The sequence below is a fragment of the Nocardiopsis suaedae genome, assembly GCF_027706745.1.
GTDB lineage: Bacteria > Actinomycetota > Actinomycetes > Streptosporangiales > Streptosporangiaceae > Nocardiopsis_A > Nocardiopsis_A suaedae.
In genome coordinates this window covers 246,306-262,365 of record NZ_JAQFWP010000001.1, presented here as the reverse complement: position 1 = coordinate 262,365, position 16,060 = coordinate 246,306, and the positions used below count along the sequence as shown (strand labels likewise).

At 74.6% G+C, this 16,060-nt stretch carries 17 protein-coding genes; 8 read left to right on the top strand and 9 right to left on the bottom strand.

What is annotated here, in order from left to right:
* Nucleotides 1-102 precede the first annotated feature (102 nt).
* Nucleotides 103-540, top strand: coding sequence for an Lrp/AsnC family transcriptional regulator (locus O4U47_RS01170; protein ID WP_270675222.1), 438 nt, complete (start codon nucleotides 103-105; stop codon nucleotides 538-540).
* Between the two features lie 119 nt (nucleotides 541-659).
* Here O4U47_RS01170 and O4U47_RS01165 read toward each other — a convergent pair whose 3' ends face one another.
* A complete protein-coding gene (locus tag O4U47_RS01165; protein WP_270675220.1) occupies nucleotides 660-788 on the bottom strand; it encodes a methionine/alanine import family NSS transporter small subunit in 129 nt (42 codons plus the stop codon).
* Nucleotides 788-2,344, bottom strand: coding sequence for a sodium-dependent transporter (locus O4U47_RS01160; protein WP_270675218.1), 1,557 nt, complete (start codon nucleotides 2,342-2,344; stop codon nucleotides 788-790). The genes O4U47_RS01165 and O4U47_RS01160 overlap by 1 nt, the downstream gene beginning before the upstream one ends.
* 399 nt (nucleotides 2,345-2,743) lie before the next feature.
* Between O4U47_RS01160 and O4U47_RS01155 the strand changes: the two genes are divergently transcribed.
* Nucleotides 2,744-3,277 (top strand): hypothetical protein, encoded by a 534-nt coding sequence (locus O4U47_RS01155; RefSeq protein ID WP_270675216.1) that lies wholly within the window; start codon nucleotides 2,744-2,746, stop codon nucleotides 3,275-3,277.
* Nucleotides 3,267-3,941: a class F sortase gene (locus O4U47_RS01150; RefSeq protein ID WP_270675214.1), complete on the top strand. Its 675-nt coding sequence runs from the start codon at nucleotides 3,267-3,269 to the stop codon at nucleotides 3,939-3,941. The genes O4U47_RS01155 and O4U47_RS01150 overlap by 11 nt, the downstream gene beginning before the upstream one ends.
* A 183-nt stretch (nucleotides 3,942-4,124) precedes the next feature.
* On the opposite strand, the gene O4U47_RS01145 is transcribed toward O4U47_RS01150, so the two are convergent.
* Entirely contained in the window at nucleotides 4,125-4,853 is a 729-nt protein-coding gene (locus O4U47_RS01145; RefSeq protein ID WP_270675213.1) for a PhzF family phenazine biosynthesis protein, read from the bottom strand.
* 530 nt (nucleotides 4,854-5,383) lie between these two features.
* Here O4U47_RS01145 and O4U47_RS01140 point away from each other — a divergent pair.
* Together O4U47_RS01140 and O4U47_RS01135 are read left to right on the top strand one after the other, a co-directional pair.
* Nucleotides 5,384-6,607, top strand: coding sequence for an MFS transporter (locus O4U47_RS01140; RefSeq protein WP_270675211.1), 1,224 nt, complete (start codon nucleotides 5,384-5,386; stop codon nucleotides 6,605-6,607).
* Nucleotides 6,608-6,845: 238 nt separating this feature from the next.
* Entirely contained in the window at nucleotides 6,846-7,256 is a 411-nt protein-coding gene (locus tag O4U47_RS01135; RefSeq protein ID WP_270675209.1) for a VOC family protein, read from the top strand.
* 131 nt (nucleotides 7,257-7,387) lie between these two features.
* Here the strand turns inward: O4U47_RS01135 and O4U47_RS01130 are convergent, their stop codons facing one another.
* Nucleotides 7,388-8,158, bottom strand: coding sequence for a DeoR/GlpR family DNA-binding transcription regulator (locus tag O4U47_RS01130; protein ID WP_270675207.1), 771 nt, complete (start codon nucleotides 8,156-8,158; stop codon nucleotides 7,388-7,390).
* 315 nt (nucleotides 8,159-8,473) lie between these two features.
* Here O4U47_RS01130 and O4U47_RS01125 point away from each other — a divergent pair, with 315 nt between their 5' ends.
* Complete coding sequence (locus O4U47_RS01125) at nucleotides 8,474-9,265, top strand: glycerophosphodiester phosphodiesterase (RefSeq protein WP_270675205.1); 792 nt, start codon at nucleotides 8,474-8,476, stop codon at nucleotides 9,263-9,265.
* An 11-nt stretch (nucleotides 9,266-9,276) separates the two neighbouring features.
* On the opposite strand, the gene O4U47_RS01120 is transcribed toward O4U47_RS01125, so the two are convergent.
* From O4U47_RS01120 to O4U47_RS01100, 5 genes are all read right to left on the bottom strand, one after another.
* The gene (locus tag O4U47_RS01120) at nucleotides 9,277-10,671 is read right to left on the bottom strand and encodes an NAD(P)(+) transhydrogenase (Re/Si-specific) subunit beta (protein ID WP_270675204.1); all 1,395 of its coding nucleotides are present in this window, start codon (nucleotides 10,669-10,671) and stop codon (nucleotides 9,277-9,279) included.
* Nucleotides 10,668-11,027 carry an NAD(P) transhydrogenase subunit alpha gene (locus tag O4U47_RS01115; protein ID WP_270675203.1) on the bottom strand — a complete coding sequence of 120 codons (360 nt, stop codon included), beginning with the start codon at nucleotides 11,025-11,027 and terminating at the stop codon, nucleotides 10,668-10,670. The genes O4U47_RS01120 and O4U47_RS01115 overlap by 4 nt, the downstream gene beginning before the upstream one ends.
* Entirely contained in the window at nucleotides 11,014-12,201 is a 1,188-nt protein-coding gene (locus O4U47_RS01110) for a Rossmann-fold NAD(P)-binding domain-containing protein (RefSeq protein WP_270675202.1), read from the bottom strand. The genes O4U47_RS01115 and O4U47_RS01110 overlap by 14 nt, the downstream gene beginning before the upstream one ends.
* Nucleotides 12,202-12,263: 62 nt before the next feature.
* On the bottom strand, nucleotides 12,264-12,923 hold the full coding sequence (locus tag O4U47_RS01105; RefSeq protein WP_270675201.1) for a response regulator transcription factor: 660 nt from the start codon (nucleotides 12,921-12,923) through the stop codon (nucleotides 12,264-12,266).
* Nucleotides 12,924-13,237: 314 nt separating this feature from the next.
* Nucleotides 13,238-13,786 carry an ATP-binding protein gene (locus tag O4U47_RS01100; RefSeq protein WP_270675199.1) on the bottom strand — a complete coding sequence of 183 codons (549 nt, stop codon included), beginning with the start codon at nucleotides 13,784-13,786 and terminating at the stop codon, nucleotides 13,238-13,240.
* Between the two features lie 554 nt (nucleotides 13,787-14,340).
* Between O4U47_RS01100 and O4U47_RS01095 the strand changes: the two genes are divergently transcribed.
* Both O4U47_RS01095 and O4U47_RS01090 read left to right on the top strand, forming a co-directional pair.
* Nucleotides 14,341-14,610, top strand: a complete 270-nt coding sequence (locus tag O4U47_RS01095) for a DUF397 domain-containing protein (RefSeq protein ID WP_017627179.1) — start codon at nucleotides 14,341-14,343, stop codon at nucleotides 14,608-14,610.
* A gap of 307 nt (nucleotides 14,611-14,917) precedes the next feature.
* Nucleotides 14,918-15,823, top strand: a complete 906-nt coding sequence (locus tag O4U47_RS01090) for a helix-turn-helix domain-containing protein (protein ID WP_270675196.1) — start codon at nucleotides 14,918-14,920, stop codon at nucleotides 15,821-15,823.
* Nucleotides 15,824-16,060 lie beyond the last annotated feature (237 nt).

The following is a 16,060-nucleotide window of genomic DNA, read 5'->3' as shown; positions in this document are numbered from 1 at the left end:
CAGCAGATCACACCGAATGAGAATGGACGGCGCCTATCGGCCACGGTGTCCGACTTTGCGGTCATAATGGATTTCCGGCGTTCACCTGGCGGAGGGAAGGCGATGCTGGACGGGGTCGACCGGCGCATCCTCGCCGAGCTCCAGGCCGACGGGCGGCTGTCGTACAACGAGCTGGCGCGGCGGGTGCGGATGTCCTCGCCCGCCGTGGCCGAGCGGGTGCGGCGGCTGACCGACCGGGGGATCATCACCGGCTACCACGCCCGGGTGGACCCTTCGGCGGCCGGGCTGGCGGTGACCGCGCTGGTGCGCATGGAGTGCTTCGGGGCGCGCTGCCTGCTGCGCGACGAGGAGGCCATGGCCTGGCCGGAGATCCTGCAGCTGCACCGGGTCACCGGGGACGCCTGCTGCGTGCTGCTGGTGGCGGTGCGCTCGATGGAGCGGTTCGAGGACCTGATCGACCGCTTGGCCGAGCACGGCCGGCCCTCCAGCACGATGGTGCTGTCCACCCCGGTGCCCTGGCGGCCGGTGGCGCCGCCCTGAGGCCGGTCCCGGGCACGGCCGCCGCCCCGCGCCTTGCGATCGGAAAGCGGCGGGGCGGCCGGACGCGACGGCGCCCGGCCCCGTTCGGGGCCGGGCGCCTCGGTACGTGCGCAGAGAGGTCAGCGCGCCTGGCGGCGGGCGGCGTCCTCCGGGTCGGGGTGCGCGCGCAGCCACAGCGCCGAGGCGGCGAGGCCGCCCCAGATGATGACGATGGCCACGACCAGCATGACGACGGCTCCGGTCGACATCAGACGTCTCCTTCCCCGGCCGCCTGCCCGGCGGCCGACTCCTGGCGTTCGCGTTCGAGGTCGTCCTCGGCCGTTCCGACGTCACGCTTCCACAGCACGGCGGTGATCAGGACCGACAGGACGATGACGCCGCCCGCCACGCCCCACCCGGCCGCGTTGAGGAACCACTGCGGGTAGTCCTCGTACGGCGCGCTGAGCTCGGCCTTGAGGCTGTCGTACATCATGTAGCCCAGCACCACCGGGGTGATCGCCCCGAGGGTCACCACCCACCAGCCGCGCAGCGGCACCGAGGAGATGGTGTCGGTGTAGCGCTGCAGGGTGGGCAGCGAGCGCAGCGCCCAGGCCACGACGACCACGAGCACCAGCGACGCCAGGGCGATGCCGTACTGGTTGATCCAGTGGTCGATGGTGTCGAGCAGGATCAGGCCCTGCCCGGCCGGGAACAGCGCGATGGAGACCACGGCGGTGGCGCCGCCGACGACGGCCACCGCGGGCACCCGGCCGACCCCGAAGCGGTCCTGCACCGCCCCGACGACCACCTGCACGATGCTGATCAGCGACGACAGGCCGGCGACCACCAGCGAGACGAAGAAGAGCACGCCGAACACGTCCCCGGCGGGCATCTGGGAGATGATCTGCGGGAAGGCGACGAAGGCCAGCCCGATCCCGCCCGCGGCGACGTCCTGGACCTCGCCGCCGCTCTGCACGGCCATGAAGCCCAGCGCGGAGAACACGCCGATCCCGGCGAGCAGCTCGAAGGAGCTGTTGGCGAACCCGGCGACCAGCGCCGTGCCGGTCAGGTCGGCCTTGCGGCGCAGGTAGGAGGCGTAGGTGATCATGATGCCGAAGCCGATGGACAGCGAGAAGAAGATCTGCCCGTAGGCGGCCACCCAGACCGATCCGTCGCCCAGGGCCGACCAGTCCGGCGCGAACAGGGCGTCCAGGCCCTCGCCGGCGCCCTCCAGGGTCACCGCCCGCACCACGAGCGCGCCGAAGAGGACCAGCAGCAGCGGCATGAAGATCTTGTTGGCGACCTCGATGCCGCGGCGCACGCCGAAGCCGAGCAGCAGCAGCACGATGATCCACACCGCGACCAGCGGGACGGCCACGCCGATGTTGTAGGTGCCGAAGTCACCCGCCTCGGTGATGCCGACGAACGTCGACTCGAAGAAGGGGCCGGGCTCGGCGCCCCACTGCTGGCCGATGGAGAACCCGGCGTAGCGGATCGCCCAGGCGATGATGACGGCGTAGTAGATGGCGATGAAGAAGCTGATGAGGACCTGCCACCAGCCGATCGCCTCGGCCGGGCGGGACAGGCGGCGCAGCGCCACGGGGGGAGAGGCCCGGAAGCGGTGGCCGATCGTGTAGGAGAGGATCAGCAGCGGGATTCCCGCCGTGAGCAGGGCGACCAGGTAGGGGACCAGGAACGCCCCGCCGCCGCTCTCGTAGGCCACGTAGGGGAAGCGCCAGATGTTCCCCAGGCCGACCGCGGACCCGATCGCCGCCAGCAGGAACCCGGATCGGGTCGCCCACTGCTCGCGGTGTGCTTTTGGCATGTCGGGAACTCTTTCCAGTGAACCGGAACTGAAGTGGATCTTGAGGCACGACCGTAGCACCACTAATCGCGATCGAGCATTTGTGATCTCCTCCGGCACGGATGGCGTTCTCCCCGGAGCGGCGGTGCCGACCTGCGGTTCCTGAGCTGAAGGGCGGGCGGCCGGAGGGGGTGCGCCGCGTGCGGGCGCGTCGGGGGCGACGGGTGGGCGCGGGGTGCTCGGGCGCGCGGGTACGGGTCAAGCCGGGCCCGCGGTCCGGGAAAAAGAGGGCAGAAGCTGATTACTTACTGTAAGTATAGTCAATACATACAGTGACATGCTTCCCGTTCCCCGTACGGCCGGGCCCAGCCACCCGTGCGCGGAGCGGTCCCGCTTCCGCCTGCCGAGGGGTCGACCGAGATGAAGACACTGACCACCGCCGGACCCGTCACCGCCCTCCTGGCGGCGGGCGCCCTGGTTCTGGGGGCGCCCCCGGCGGCCGCGGCCGGGGAGGAGGTCGTCGTCTTCCCGGCGTCCGCCGCCCCCGGGGAGGGCGTGACCGTCAAATCCTCCTGCGAGGGCCCGGCCGAGCGCCTGGAGTTCACCTCCGCCGCCTTCGCCGGACCCGCGGAGGCCCCGCTGGTCAACACGTTCGGCAGCACCACCGCGAGGGTGAGGGGGGACGCCCGGCCCGGTGCGTACACGGTGACGGGCACCTGCACCGGGGGGTCGGCCACCGGGCGGGAGACGGTGGAGGGGACGGTCACGGTGACCGACGGCCCCACCCCCTCCGGGGCGCCGCAGACCGGTGGAGGGGGCACCGCCGACCGGGGCGTCGGCGCGGGCGCCGCCGACGCGGCGCGGGGTCCGACGGGCGCGGCCGTCGGCGTCCTCGCAGCCCTCGCCCTGCTGGGCGCGGTGGTCCACCGCCGCCTGCGCCGCAATGCCGGGTGAACTCCGGACCGCCGGCGCCGTCGCGGCGGCGGCCGTCGCGGCGGCGGCGGCCCTGGCGCTGACCGGGGCCCAAGAGCCGTCGCCCGACCGGGGGCGCTCGCCCGTGTCCGGGGTGTCCGGGTCGCCTGAGGCGTCTGGGCCCTCCGGGGCCTCCCGGGCCTCTGAACCGTCTGGGCCGTCCGGCCGCGAAGGGGCCGTCCCCGCGCCTCTCCCCCGTTCCGCGCCGGTGGACCTGTCCATCGACACGATCGGGGTACGGGCGCGCCTGCTGGAGCTGGGCCTACGCGACGACGGGTCGCTGGAGGACCCGCCGCTGGAGGACTCCGGGGCGGCAGGGTGGTACGCCTTGGGGCCCAGCCCCGGGGAGGCGGGGCCCGCGGTGATCACCGGCCATCGGGACACCGCCGAGGGGCCATCGGTGTTCGTGCGCCTGGAGGAGCTGCGCCCCGGCGACCGGTTCACCGTGGCCCGGGAGGACGGCAGCGCACCGGAGTTCGAGGTCGAGCGCACGCAGCGGGCGGACAAGGACGGGTTCCCGACCGAGCGGGTCTACGGCCCGACCCCGTACCCGGAGATCCGCCTGATCACCTGCGCGGGCGCCTTCGACTCCGTGACGGGGCACTACGAGGAGAACCTGATCGTCTTCGGCCGGATGGTGGACTGAGCCACCGGGCGGACGGCGGCCGGAGCCGGGACACGGACGGGGACGGGGACCTCACGGCCCCCACGGCACCGGCCTCCTCACCACTGGTGACGCACGGGTTCCGCCCCAGCGCGGTGAGCCCGGCGGGGATGCGGCGGGGATACGGCGGCCGCGCCCCCGCCGGGCTCACCGGCGGGCAGGCGCCTACCCCGCCACGGGCAGGCGGTACTCGCGCTCCTCAAGCGCCACCGTGCGTCCGCCGACGTCCATCAGGCCGTCGGGCGCCGGGCGGACCTCGATGCGCGAGCCGACCCCCTGGCGGATGGACAGCGGGCGGCCGAGTTCCGTGCCCAGGCGAAGGGCGGCCGCCCCGGTGGCCTCGTCCTCGTCGATGCCCATCGCACGCGGGAAGACACGGACGCGCACCAGGCCGCGCTCCTCGTCCTCCCAGGCCCACACCCGCGTGTTCACCCCCTCCGCACCGCCGTCCAGGGCGTCCACCTCGGCGACCGTGTCGAAGCGGCGCACCACGAACTCGGGCGCCGTACCCGGGTCCGCGCGGATCCAGGTCAGGTCCCCGTCGCCCCAGGTCGGAACGGCCCCTGCGGGCGGCAGCAGCGCGGCCGGGCGGGCACCGCGGCGGTCCAGCAGCCACGAGGTCCCCACCAGGGGGTGGCCCGCCAGCGGCAGCTCGACGGCGGGGGTGTGGATGTGCAGTCGCCCGGTGACGGCGTCCTCGACGAAGACCGTCTCGGAGAAGCCCAGGTCGGCGGCGATCCGCTGGCGCAGGGCCGGGGGGAGGCCGGGGGCGTCCAGGAACACGCCGAGGGCGTTCCCGCCGGTCGGGGCGGACGCGTCGCCGCCCAGGAAGACGCTCAGCACATACAGGGTCGCGGTCTCCGGCACCGTGGCCGGAGCGGTGGTCTCGCTCATGCCCCGTACTCTGCCACCGCATCAATGAAAGCACTACTTATTTCTACTTCAGGTATGTCTAAGTAACACTTACACACCTCACTCTCCACCTCCCGGGACCCCCTCTGTTCACGGTGACCATGCACACGCCCGCTGCCCGGTTCGGGGCCGGCGGGGGATGCCGGTCGTGCCGTCGCCGCCTCCCCTGCGCCCTGGCGTCCGGCCGAGGCCCCCGCCCGGGGGCGCCTGCTCACCACCCCTTCCCGGGCCGCCGCCGGTCCGGCCGACCGCCGCGCTCCGCGGTCGGGAGCACGCCGCCTCCCCCTCCTCCCCGCGCCCGTACGGCGGCCCCACGGGAAGGCCCGGAGTAGTATTTTTGTTCGGTAGTTAGCTGATGATGGGATCTTTCATCGTCATCCCCGCGCCCGCCGGCGGGGCCGCCTCCCGGCCCCTCCGACGAGAGCGGCGGACGCGGCGACCGTCTCCGGTCCCGCGTCGTGGCCGCCGCGCCCGTCAGCGCACAGGTCCACGTCGCAGATAGCAGGAGCCGCATGTCACCGCTGGCCACTCTGCGCCGGATGCACGCGATCGCCGGCGCCCCCCTTCTCACCGCCTCCTTCCTGGCCCGCCTCCCGGTGTCGATGGTGCTCATCGGCACCCTCACCCTCGTCACCGCCCGTACCGGCAGCGTGGCCGCGGGCGGCCTGGTCTCCGGCGCCCTCGCCCTCGGCGAGGCCGTCGGCGGCCCGGTCATCGCCCGATTCGCCGACCGCCGCGGCCAGCGCCCGGTGGTGCTGGCCACCTCCCTCCTCGACGCCGCGCTCATCGCGGCCCTGGTCGCCGGGGTGAACGCCGGTGCCCCGGTGCCCGCGCTGGCCGCCCTGGCCGCCGTGGCCGGGCTGTTCATGCCGCAGATCGGCCCGCTGGCCCGGTCCCGCTGGATCGCGCTGGCCGGGCGGCGCGGCCCCGACCGGGAACGGTCGGTCGCCGCCGCGCTCTCCGTCGAAGGCGTCCTCGACGAGACCGGGTTCGTCGTCGGCCCCGCCCTGGTCGGGGTGCTGGCCGTCGTCCTCGACCCGGTCGCCGCCGTCCTCGGCGCCGCCGTGCTCATCGGCGTGTTCGGGTCGGTGTTCGCGCTGCACCCCACCGCGCTGCCCGGCGCCCCCGCCGCCGCCTCCCGCGCACCGCTGGCCCGCGCCGGGCTGCTGGTGCTCACCGTGCCCATGTTCTGCCAGGGCCTCTTCTTCGGCGCCACCTCCACCGGCGTCACCGCCTTCACCCAGGAGATGGGCCACGGCGACCTCGCCGGGCTGATGTACGCGGTGATGGGCGTCAGCAGCGCCGCGGCCGGGCTGATGATGGCCTCGGTCCCGGCGTCGGTGCGGCTCACCACCCGGCTGCGGGTGGCCGCGCTGGCGATGGCGGTCTTCTCCGCCGTGCTGCTGCTGGCTCCGGGCCCACTCGCCCTGGCGGCGGCCATGCTGGCGCTGGGCTGCGGCATCGGCCCGCACATCGTGACCATCTTCGGGCTGGCCGAGCGGGCGGCCCCGGCGGCGCGCCTCGGCCAGGCGATGACCATCGTGGTGAGCTGCCTGATCGTGGGCCAGTCGCTGGGGTCCATGGCCGCCGGGGCGCTGGCCGAGCGCTTCGGGTTCGGCGGCGCGTTCCTGCTCACCCTGGCCGCCGCCGCGGGGGCGTTCCTCGTGGCCGCCTCGGCGGTGCGCTCACGCTGGTACTCCGGCTCCGACCCCGCCCCGGCGCCCGCCGCCGCCTGACGGCCCGCACACCGACGGCCGCCCCCCGCACCGGGGGGCGGCCGTCCGCCGTGGCCCCCCTCTCAGACCCGCCGAGAGGCGCCGCGCGGGCGCTGTGGAATATGCCTGGCAATGGCTGCGTTAAAGGGCCGTTAACGCAGTGCAGAGCACCCGCAAAGGGGGCTTAGGCTCGGAAAACGTGCTTACGCTGTTCCCACCCCGGAAACTACGGACGCCGGCCCGCCGAAAAGAGGTATCCGTGCCGCAGGTGACCGGGATCGCGCACATCACCCTTTCGGTGCGCGACCGCGACGAGAGCATCGAGTTCTACCGGTCCGTGCTCGGCTTCAAGGAGCACAAGACCCGGGACGGCAAGAGGATGCTCCAGACAGAGTGCCGCCACCCGAGCGGCGTGGTCCTGTGCTTCACCCAGCACCGGGACTGCTTCAAGGCCCTGTTCGACCACCGCCGCGCCGGTGTCGACCACGTGGCCTTCCAGGTCGGCTCGGTGGCCGAGCTGGAGGCGTGGGAGGACCGCCTGCTGGATCTGGACATCGACCATTCGCCCGTGGTCCACAGCGACGGCGGCTCCATGCTGTCGTTCCACGACCCGGACGGCTTCCAGATCGAGCTGTTCGCCCCGGCCGAACTGGGCGACGACGAGGACTGACCGCCGCCGCCCCGCCCGGCGACGGTCCCGGCCCCACGGGCCGCCCGCCGATTCCGTGCGGAGCGCCCCCTCCAGGACACCGCGGCCCGCGCCGCCCGGCGCCCTCGGGCCGCGGCCGCCCCGGCGCGTGCCTACTCCGGCGGGACGAGCTGCAGCCGCACGTCCCTGCTGCGCATGTCCTCCACCGCCGACCGGGGCAGCCGGTCGTCGCTGATGATGGTGTCGAACTGCTCCAGCCGCGCCACCCGGAACGTGCCGAACTTCCCGTACTTGGTGCTGTCCACGGCCAGCACGCTCTTCGAGGCGATCCGCAGCAGCTGCTGCTTCGCCACCACCTTGGCCTCCGACGGCGTGGTCGACCCCCGGTCCACGTCCCAGGAGCTGCTGGCGATGAACGCCAGGTCAACGTTGACGCGGCTGAGGAAGTCGGCCGTGAACTGCCCCACCGACGAGTGGTCGGTGTGCGAGACGACACCCCCGGTGTGCACCAGCTCGATGTTGGGGTACTCCATCAGGTGGCCCACGACGTTGAAGTCGTTGGTGATCACCGTCAGCCCCGCCTTGTCCGTCAGCATCGGCACCATCTGCAGCATGGTGGTGCCCGCGTCGAGGAAGACGGTGAAGTTCTCCCGCACCAGCTCGGCGGCGGCGCGCGCGATCGCGCGCTTGGCCGGGACTTCGAGCTGGGCCTTGGCCAGGTAGGACGGTTCGCTCTTCAGGCGCGCGGCGAGCCGCACCCCGCCGGTCACCGACAGCACCTTGCCGTCGTTCTCCAGCGCCTGGATGTCGCGCCGCACGGTCATGTGCGAGACCGACAGCAGCGATGTGAGCTCGTTGATGCTCAGCACATGGCGTTCCTGCAGGAGCTTGAGGATGTGCTCGCGACGCTGGTCGGGGATCATCTTTCGCCTTTTTCGCCTTCTCGTCGGGGCCCGGTGCGCGGACATCGGCGCGAGCGCCGCCCGGGACGGTCGTGTGCAGTGCTGTGATGAACGTACGGGCTCGACCAACAGTTTCCCAGCCCGGGGCGGCGCCACGCCCGGAGGGCGCACGTGAGTCCTCTCGCACGTGAGTCCTCTCGCACGGGGGACCGGCCCCGCTCACAGGGGCCCCTCTTTTCGGGGTTTTCGCCGACTTCCCCACACACACGCCCCGGCGATGGCACTCTGGTCTCCAGTACCCCTGCGACCTGCAGTCGCGACACCGGGAGAACCCCCATGACGCTGGCGATCGCCCTGCGCGGCGACACCTCACCCCACCGGGAGAACACGATCCCCGCCCTCCGGTCGGCCATCGACCAGGGGGCCGACGCCCTCGCCGTCGACCTGTCCCTGACCGCCGACGGCCACGCCGTGCTCCTCCGCGAGGAGGCGGCGCGCGAGGTGTGGGGGCTGGAGCGGCCGCCCGGGGAGCTGTCCCTGGCCGAGATCGCCGCGGTCACCAGTGACGGCGGACACCGCGTGCCGACCCTGATGGAGGTGGTGGCCGAGGCCCGCCACCCCCGCCCCGCGACCCTGCTGCTCCGGGTCGCCTCCGCGGAGGCGGCGCTGGCCGCCGAGGCGGTCGCCGCCGACCACTCCTACACCGACCGGGTCTGGTACACCGGCGCGGCCGAGGCGCTGCACGCGGTGGCGGCGCGCCGCCCCGGGGCGGCCACGGTCGTCTCCTGGGACCGGGAGGGGCTGCCCCCGGCCGAGCTGTGGCGCGGGCTCCGGCCCCGCTACGTCGACGTGCGCGCCGACCTGGTCACCCGGGAGCTGGTGGCCGAGGCGCACCGGCGCGGCCACGGGGTGGGCGCCTGGACGGTCAACGACTTCCCGGAGATGGCGCGGCTGATCGGGATGGGGGTGGACGCCGTCACCACCGAGCGGGTGGAGGAGCTGGCGCCGCTGACCGCCGACGGGGCACAGGCCCCGGAGCCCGCCGGGGCGGGAGCGGGCGCCGCCGCGCCCGCGGGGGCCGCCGCCGGCCCCGACGCCGGGCGGCCGCGCGGCCGCCACAGCGCCTGAGCGCCCGCGCGCTACCCCACGAGCGCCTTCACGGCCCCCGTCAGGGACGCCAGCGCCTCCTTGGCGTCGCCCAGCAGCATCCGGGTCCCGGGCGCGGTGTACAGCTCGTTGTCGATCCCGGCGTAGCCGTGGCCCAGCGAGCGCTTGATGACGATGACGGTCTCGGCCTTGTCCACGTCCAGGATGGGCATCCCCGAGATCGCCGTCCCCGGGCGGCGGGCCGCCGGGTTGGTCACGTCGTTGGCGCCCACCACCAGCGCCACGTCGGTGCGCGGGAAGTCGGGGTTGGCCTGCTCCATCTCCTTCATCCGCTCATAGGGCACCTTGGCCTCGGCGAGCAGGACGTTCATGTGGCCCGGCATGCGCCCGGCCACCGGGTGGACCGCGTAGTCGACCCGCACCCCGCGCTCGGCCAGCAGGTCGGCCAGTTCGCGCAGCTCGTGCTGGGCCTGGGCGGCGGCCAGCCCGTACCCGGGCACCATCACCACCCGGGCGGCGTAGGCCAGGCGGATCGCCGCGTCGTCGGCGCCGATCCGCTGCACGTCCCCTCCCCCGCCGGCCGCCGGGCCGCCGTCGCCGGTGCCGAAGCCCCCGGCGACCACCGCGCTCAGCGGGCGGTTCATCGCGTCGGCCATGAGCTTGGTGAGGATGGCGCCGGAGGCGCCCACCAGCGCCCCCGCGATCACCATCATGGAGTTGTCCAGGGCGAACCCGGCCATCGCGACGGCCAGGCCGGTGCAGGCGTTCAGCAGCGACACCACGACCGGCATGTCGGCGCCGCCGATGGCCAGCACCCCGGCCACCCCCAGCAGCAGGGCGGCCGCGGCGGCCACGGCCAGCGGGACCGCGCCGCCGGTCCCGGCGGCCACCAGCACCGCGCCGACGGCCGCGGTCAGGGCGAGCAGGGCGGTGAGCACGGCGCGGGCGGGCAGCAGGACCGGGCGGCCGGGCAGGCGGCCGTCGAGCTTGCCCGCCGCCACCAGGGAGCCGGAGAAGGCGGCCGTGCCGATCACCACGTCCACCGCGATGACGGCGGCGACCGCGGTGCCGGGGTCGGGGCGGGCCCCGAACTCGTAGCCGCCGATGAGCGCCGCCGCCCCGCCGCCGACGGCGTTGAACAGGCTGACGAGCTGGGGCATGGCGGTCATGCGCACCCGCAGCGCGGCGAACAGCCCGGCCCCGGCGCCGATCGCGGTGCCCGCCGCGATCACCGCCCAGGCGGCGGGGGCGGCGCCCCGGGCGGCCACGAGCACGAGGGTGGCCAGCAGGGCGGCGGCCATGCCCCCGGCGGACAGCGCGTTGCCGCGCCGCGCGGTGGGCGGGGCGTTCATCAGGTGCAGGCCGAGGACGAAGCAGGCGGCCGCGCCGAGGTAGACCGCGCCGACCGCGGCCTCCAGGGCGGTCACCGGGCCGCCCCCGTGCCGCCGTCCCCCGGCCCGTCGGCGTCCCCGGGCGTCCCGGGCGCGCCTGCGCGTCCGGCGCGTTCGGCGGGCGGGCGGAACATGTGCAGCATCCGGTCGGTGACGGCGTAGCCGCCCACGACGTTGGCCGCGGCGAACACGCACGCCAGGAACGCGAGCGCGTACCCGGCGGGGGTGTGGGCGCTCGCGCCGATCAGCACCGCGCCGACCAGGACCACGCCGTGCACGGCGTTGGCCGCCGACATCAGCGGGGTGTGCAGGGTGGCGGGGACCCTGCTGATGACCTCGAAGCCCACCAGCAGGCTCAGGACGAACACGGTCAGGTCGTCAAGGGCTTCCATGGTCCTCCCCGGGGCCGGCGGCGGTGGCCGCGCCGTGGGCGGAGGGCGCGCCGGGACCGGACAGGGCCGGGTGCCGCCCCCGGCCGCCGTGCGCGGCGACGACGCCCGCCTGGATCTCGTCGTCCAGGTCGACCGCGACGCGCCCGCCGTCGAGCAGGTGCGCCGCCAGTGCGGTGATGTTGCGCGAGTAGGCCTCGGAGGCGGCGCGCGGCACGGTGGCGGCCAGGCCGCCGGCGCCGATCACGGCCACCCCGCCGGGCGTGCGGATCTCGGTCCCGGGGACGGCGGGTTCGGCGTTCCCGCCACGGGCCCCGCAGGCCAGGTCGACCACGACCGCGCCGGGGCGCATCCGGTCCACGGCCTCGGCGGTGAGCAGCAGGGGCGGCGGACCCGACGGGACCAGTGCGGCGCAGATGACGATGTCGAACCCGGCGGCGGCCCCGGCCAGCGCCGCGCGCTGGGCGGCGCGCTCGTCCCCGGTGAGTGCGCGCGCGTAGCCGCCTTCGCCCCCGGCGTCCAGACCGTCGGCCTCCAGCACCGAGGCGCCGACCGAGGCGATCTCCTCGCGCGCCTCGGGGCGCACGTCGTAGCCGGTGACGACGGCGCCGAGGCGGTGGGCGGTGGCGATGGCCTGGAGCCCGGCGACCCCGGCGCCGAGCACCAGCACGCGGGCCGGGCGGGCCACCCCGGCGGCGGTCATGAGCAGCGGCAGGTACCCGTCGTAGGCGCGGGCCGCCTCGATGACGGCCTTGTACCCGGCGACGCTCGCCTGGGAGGAGAGGGCGTCCATGGTCTGGGCGCGGCTGAGGGTGCGCGGCACCCCTTCCAGGGCCACCAGGGTGGCTCCGGCGGCGGCCGCCGCCCGCAGCGGTTCCGGGTCCTCATCGGGACGGAGCAGGCCCATGAGGGTCTGGCCGGGGCCCAGACGGGCCAGGTCGGCGGCGGGCGGGCGGGTCACGCACAGCACCAGGTCCGCGGCGAGCACCGCGTCCCGGGAGGCGGGGCGGGCGCCGTGCGCGGCGTACTCCTCGTCGGCGTACCGGGCACCGGCCCCGGCGCCGTGCTCGACCAGGACGGCCAGCCCCTGCTCGCGCAGGGCGGCGACCCCGGCGGGGACCACGGGCGCGCGCCGCTCCCCGGGGGTGCCGAGGACTCCGGCTGCGGGCTCCGGCATCGGCCGCCTCCTTCCGCGGGGTCCACCGGCCCCGCAGGAGTCCTACCCGTGCCCGCGGGCGGTCAGTCGGCCAACCGGTACCCCATGCCCCGCACGGTCCGGATCCGGTCGGCACCGATCTTCTTGCGCAGCGAGCGGATGAACACGTCGACGACGTTGGAACCGGGGTCGTGGTCGTAGCCCCACACGTGGGACAGCAGCTGCTGGCGGGTGAGGACTTGGCCGGTGTGCCGCAGGAAGACCTCCAGCAGCGCGAACTCGCGGGCGGTCAGGTCCACGGTGGTGCCGTCGGCGGTGGCGCGCCGGGTGCGCAGGTCCAGGGAGAGGTCCCCGGCGGCGAGCACGCCGGTCTCGGCGGCGCGGTCGCCGCGCATCCGCAGGCGGACCCGGGCCAGCAGCTCCTCGAAGCGGAAGGGCTTGGTCATGTAGTCGTCGGCGCCGATCTCCAGCCCGGTGACGGTGTCGTTCACCCCGTCGCGGGCGGTGAGCACCACCACCGGCAGCGGGGAGCCGGTCTCGCGCAGGCGGCGCAGCACCGCGAAGCCGTCGCCGTCGGGCAGCCCCAGGTCGAGCACCATCAGGTCGAAGCCGCCGGCCAGGGCGTGGTCGACCGCCTCGCGGGCGGTGCCCACGACGGTGGCGGTGAAGCCGTTGGCGACCAGTCCCTTGCGGACGAAGGAGGCGATGCGCTCCTCGTCCTCGGCGATGAGGATGCGGCTCACGGGCGCCCCCCCGGGGCCGTGCGCCGACGGCGGGGACCGTCCGTTCGCGCTGTTCGCACTGTTCGCGCCGTCGAGATCAGCGGGGTCATGGCTCGATCATCGCGCGTTCGTGCGCACGCGGGAATGAAGGGGGGATGAGAGGTTCTTCATCCGCGGCGGTGGGCCCGGCCGGGCGGAGGGAGGGAGCGGGGTCGGCTTCGGGTGCGGGGGGCGAGGTGTGGGGGGCCGCGGGGCCTGTGGGGGGAGCCTGCCGCGGGTCCGGTGCGGGGTCGGGGGGTCGCGGACGGTGCGGGGTCCGGTGACGGTGCGGGCGGTCAGTTCGCGTTGGCGTCGAAGGCGGCCCAGACGACCTTGCCCTGGCCGTCGAGGAGGTCCCAGCCCCATTCGGAGCTGAAGGAGTCGATGAGGTGGAGGCCTCTGCCGCCTTCGGCGCACCGGTCGGGGTCGACCCGGACGGGGACGGCCCTGCTGGGGTCGAAGACGAGGCATTCCAGCCGGGCGCCGCGGCGGACCAGGCCGAACTGGATGGACCAGTCGCCGGGCGGTCCCACCGTGGGGGCGGCGTGGCGGCAGGCGTTGGTCACCATCTCCGAGACCACCAGCAGCGCGTCGGAGCGCAGCCGGGCCAGTCCCCAGGTGTCCAGGACGCCGGTGGTGAAGTCGCGGGCCTGCTTGACCGAGGCGGCGTGGAACCCCAGTCCCTGGACCGCTGTGGCGCCGCGGACCATGCGGTCGCCGACGGGCAGGGGGGCGGGGGACAGGCCCCTCCAGCAGGAGGCGGGGCCGCCGGTCGGCTGCAGCCGATCGCCGAACGCCGCCGAGAACAGGTCTCCGGAGCCTGAGTAAGCGGGGTGCGTGGTCATGTCGTCCCTTGCACTGCTGGCTGCTGCTGGGTTTTCGGCTCGTCCGACCGAGGCCGTCGGCGCTCCTGGCGTGGATTACACCTGTAAGCACGGATGCACGTGCACGACCGCAGTCACCCCAGCAGTCTAATGAGGCGTGTGGCGGTTGTCGCCCCCCGGTCGCTTTGTTATCGAAACGTACCGAAAGCGGGCCGAACGGCCCGGGAGGCCCACCTGGGCCCCCGCATCCACTTTGCCCTCACCCGCAACGACCTGCACGTTCTCCGGTGGGGCCGGGCCGGGCCCGCGGAGGGGCCCACCACGGCGCGGGCCGCATCCGGCCGACCGGATCCGGACGCCCGCCGCGGGCCGCCGTCCGGCCGTGACCACGGCCGGGACACCGACGGCGGCTCCCCGGTTACTGTCCGACTTATTGCCCTCCGGTGCATTTCTCCGTTGAAGCGAAGATTATGGTGGGACGACGTAAGCACGGATGCAAACACGGATGCACGTGCATACCCTGATCCCGGCACCGCCGGTCCCCCGGCCGCCGCACCCACCCGAAGGAGGCACGTATGACCCAGGCCGTCCCGGCACGCAACGGCGCGCCGGCCGACCGGCTCGCGGGCGCCGTGTGGCGCAAGAGCTCGCTGAGCAACCCCAGCGGCAACTGCGTCGAACTGGCCCGGCTGCCCGGCGGGGACATCGCCGTGCGCAACTCCCGGCACCCCGACGGCCCCGCGCTGATCTACACGCCGGCCGAGATCGACGCGTTCGTGCGGGGGGCCAAGCTCGGCGACTTCGACGACCTGGCGGCCGACGCCGGGTGCACCGCGCCGCGCTGAGGGACGGCGGCCCCACGGTCCCCGGACCCGGACCCGGCCGCCCGGCGGCAGCGTCGCCCCGCTCACGCTGCCGCCCCGAGACCGGCGCCGCCCTCCTCCGCCGGGGAGGGCGGCGCCCCCGCCCCCGCCGCCGCGGCGCACCCTTCACGGGAGCGACACCGGGGAACCGGCGTTGAACACCGGCGTCCGCCCGGTTACCGTTGTCGCCGGAGACGACCGCGTCCGCTGTCCGCATGCCGAGACGCTCGCTCCACGGCGCGAGACCGGCCACCACACAACTCCACGCGCACGCTCCCCCGGAGGGCAGATGCAAGCAGCGCGATCAGAGGCGTCACCCGCCGCGAACGTCCTCGCACGGCCGCACGGCGGCCCCACCGTCCTGAGGATCCTCCTCGGCACGCAGCTGCGGCGGCTGCGCACTCTCCAGGGGATCTCCCGGGAGGACGCCGGATACGAGATCCGCGCCTCCCACGCCAAGATCAGCCGGCTGGAGCTGGGCCAGGTCAGCTTCAAGGAGCGCGACGTGGCGGACCTGCTCACCCTTTACGGCGTCACCGACCCCGACGAGCGGGAGAGCCTGCTGGGCCTGGCCCGGCAGGCCAACTCCCCCGGCTGGTGGCACAAGTACAGCGACGTGCTGCCGAGCTGGTTCGAGGTCTACGTCGGCCTGGAGGAGGCCGCCTCCATCATCCGCACCTACGAGCTGCAGTTCGTACCGGGGCTGCTGCAGTCGGAGGAGTACGCGCGGGCGGTGGTGATGCTCGGCCACGGCGAGGCGTCCGAGGAGGAGGTCGACCGCCGCGTGGCGCTGCGGATGAAGCGCCAGCAGCGGCTGACCGGACCCGACGCGCCCAAGTTCTGGGCGGTGGTGGACGAGGCCGCGCTGCGCCGCCCGCTCGGCGGGACCGGGGCGATGCGGCGGCAGATCGAGCACCTGATCGAGCTGTCCACGCTGCCCAACGTGACGCTGCAGATCGTGCCGTTCGCCAAGGGCGGGCACGCGGCGGCGGGTGGGCCCTTCTCGATCCTGCGCTTCACCGGCGGCGACCTGCCCGACGTGGTGTACCTGGAGCAGCTGGCGAGCGCGGTGTACTTCGACAAGCCGGAGGAGACCGACAAGTACATGGTGGTCATGGACCGCCTGTGCGTGGACGCCTCCCCCGCCTCGGAGACGGCCCGCTACCTGGGCGCGATCCTGAAGGACTTCACCTAGAGGCCCTGACGGCCCACCGGCGGCCCGCACCCCGGGGGGGTGCGGGCCGCTTCATGATCGGCAGGCGGACGCGGACGGCCTCCGCTGGAGTGGTGGGGCCCTCGGCGGCCTGCGGTTCACCCGGCGGCCGAAGGGCAGGCCGCCGGCCCAGGGCTCTGTCCGGAGGGGCCCCGCAGCGGACGCCGACGCGTCCTCGGCCCGGATCCGGTCCCGATGTCCTCCGCCCTCTGCCGGCCG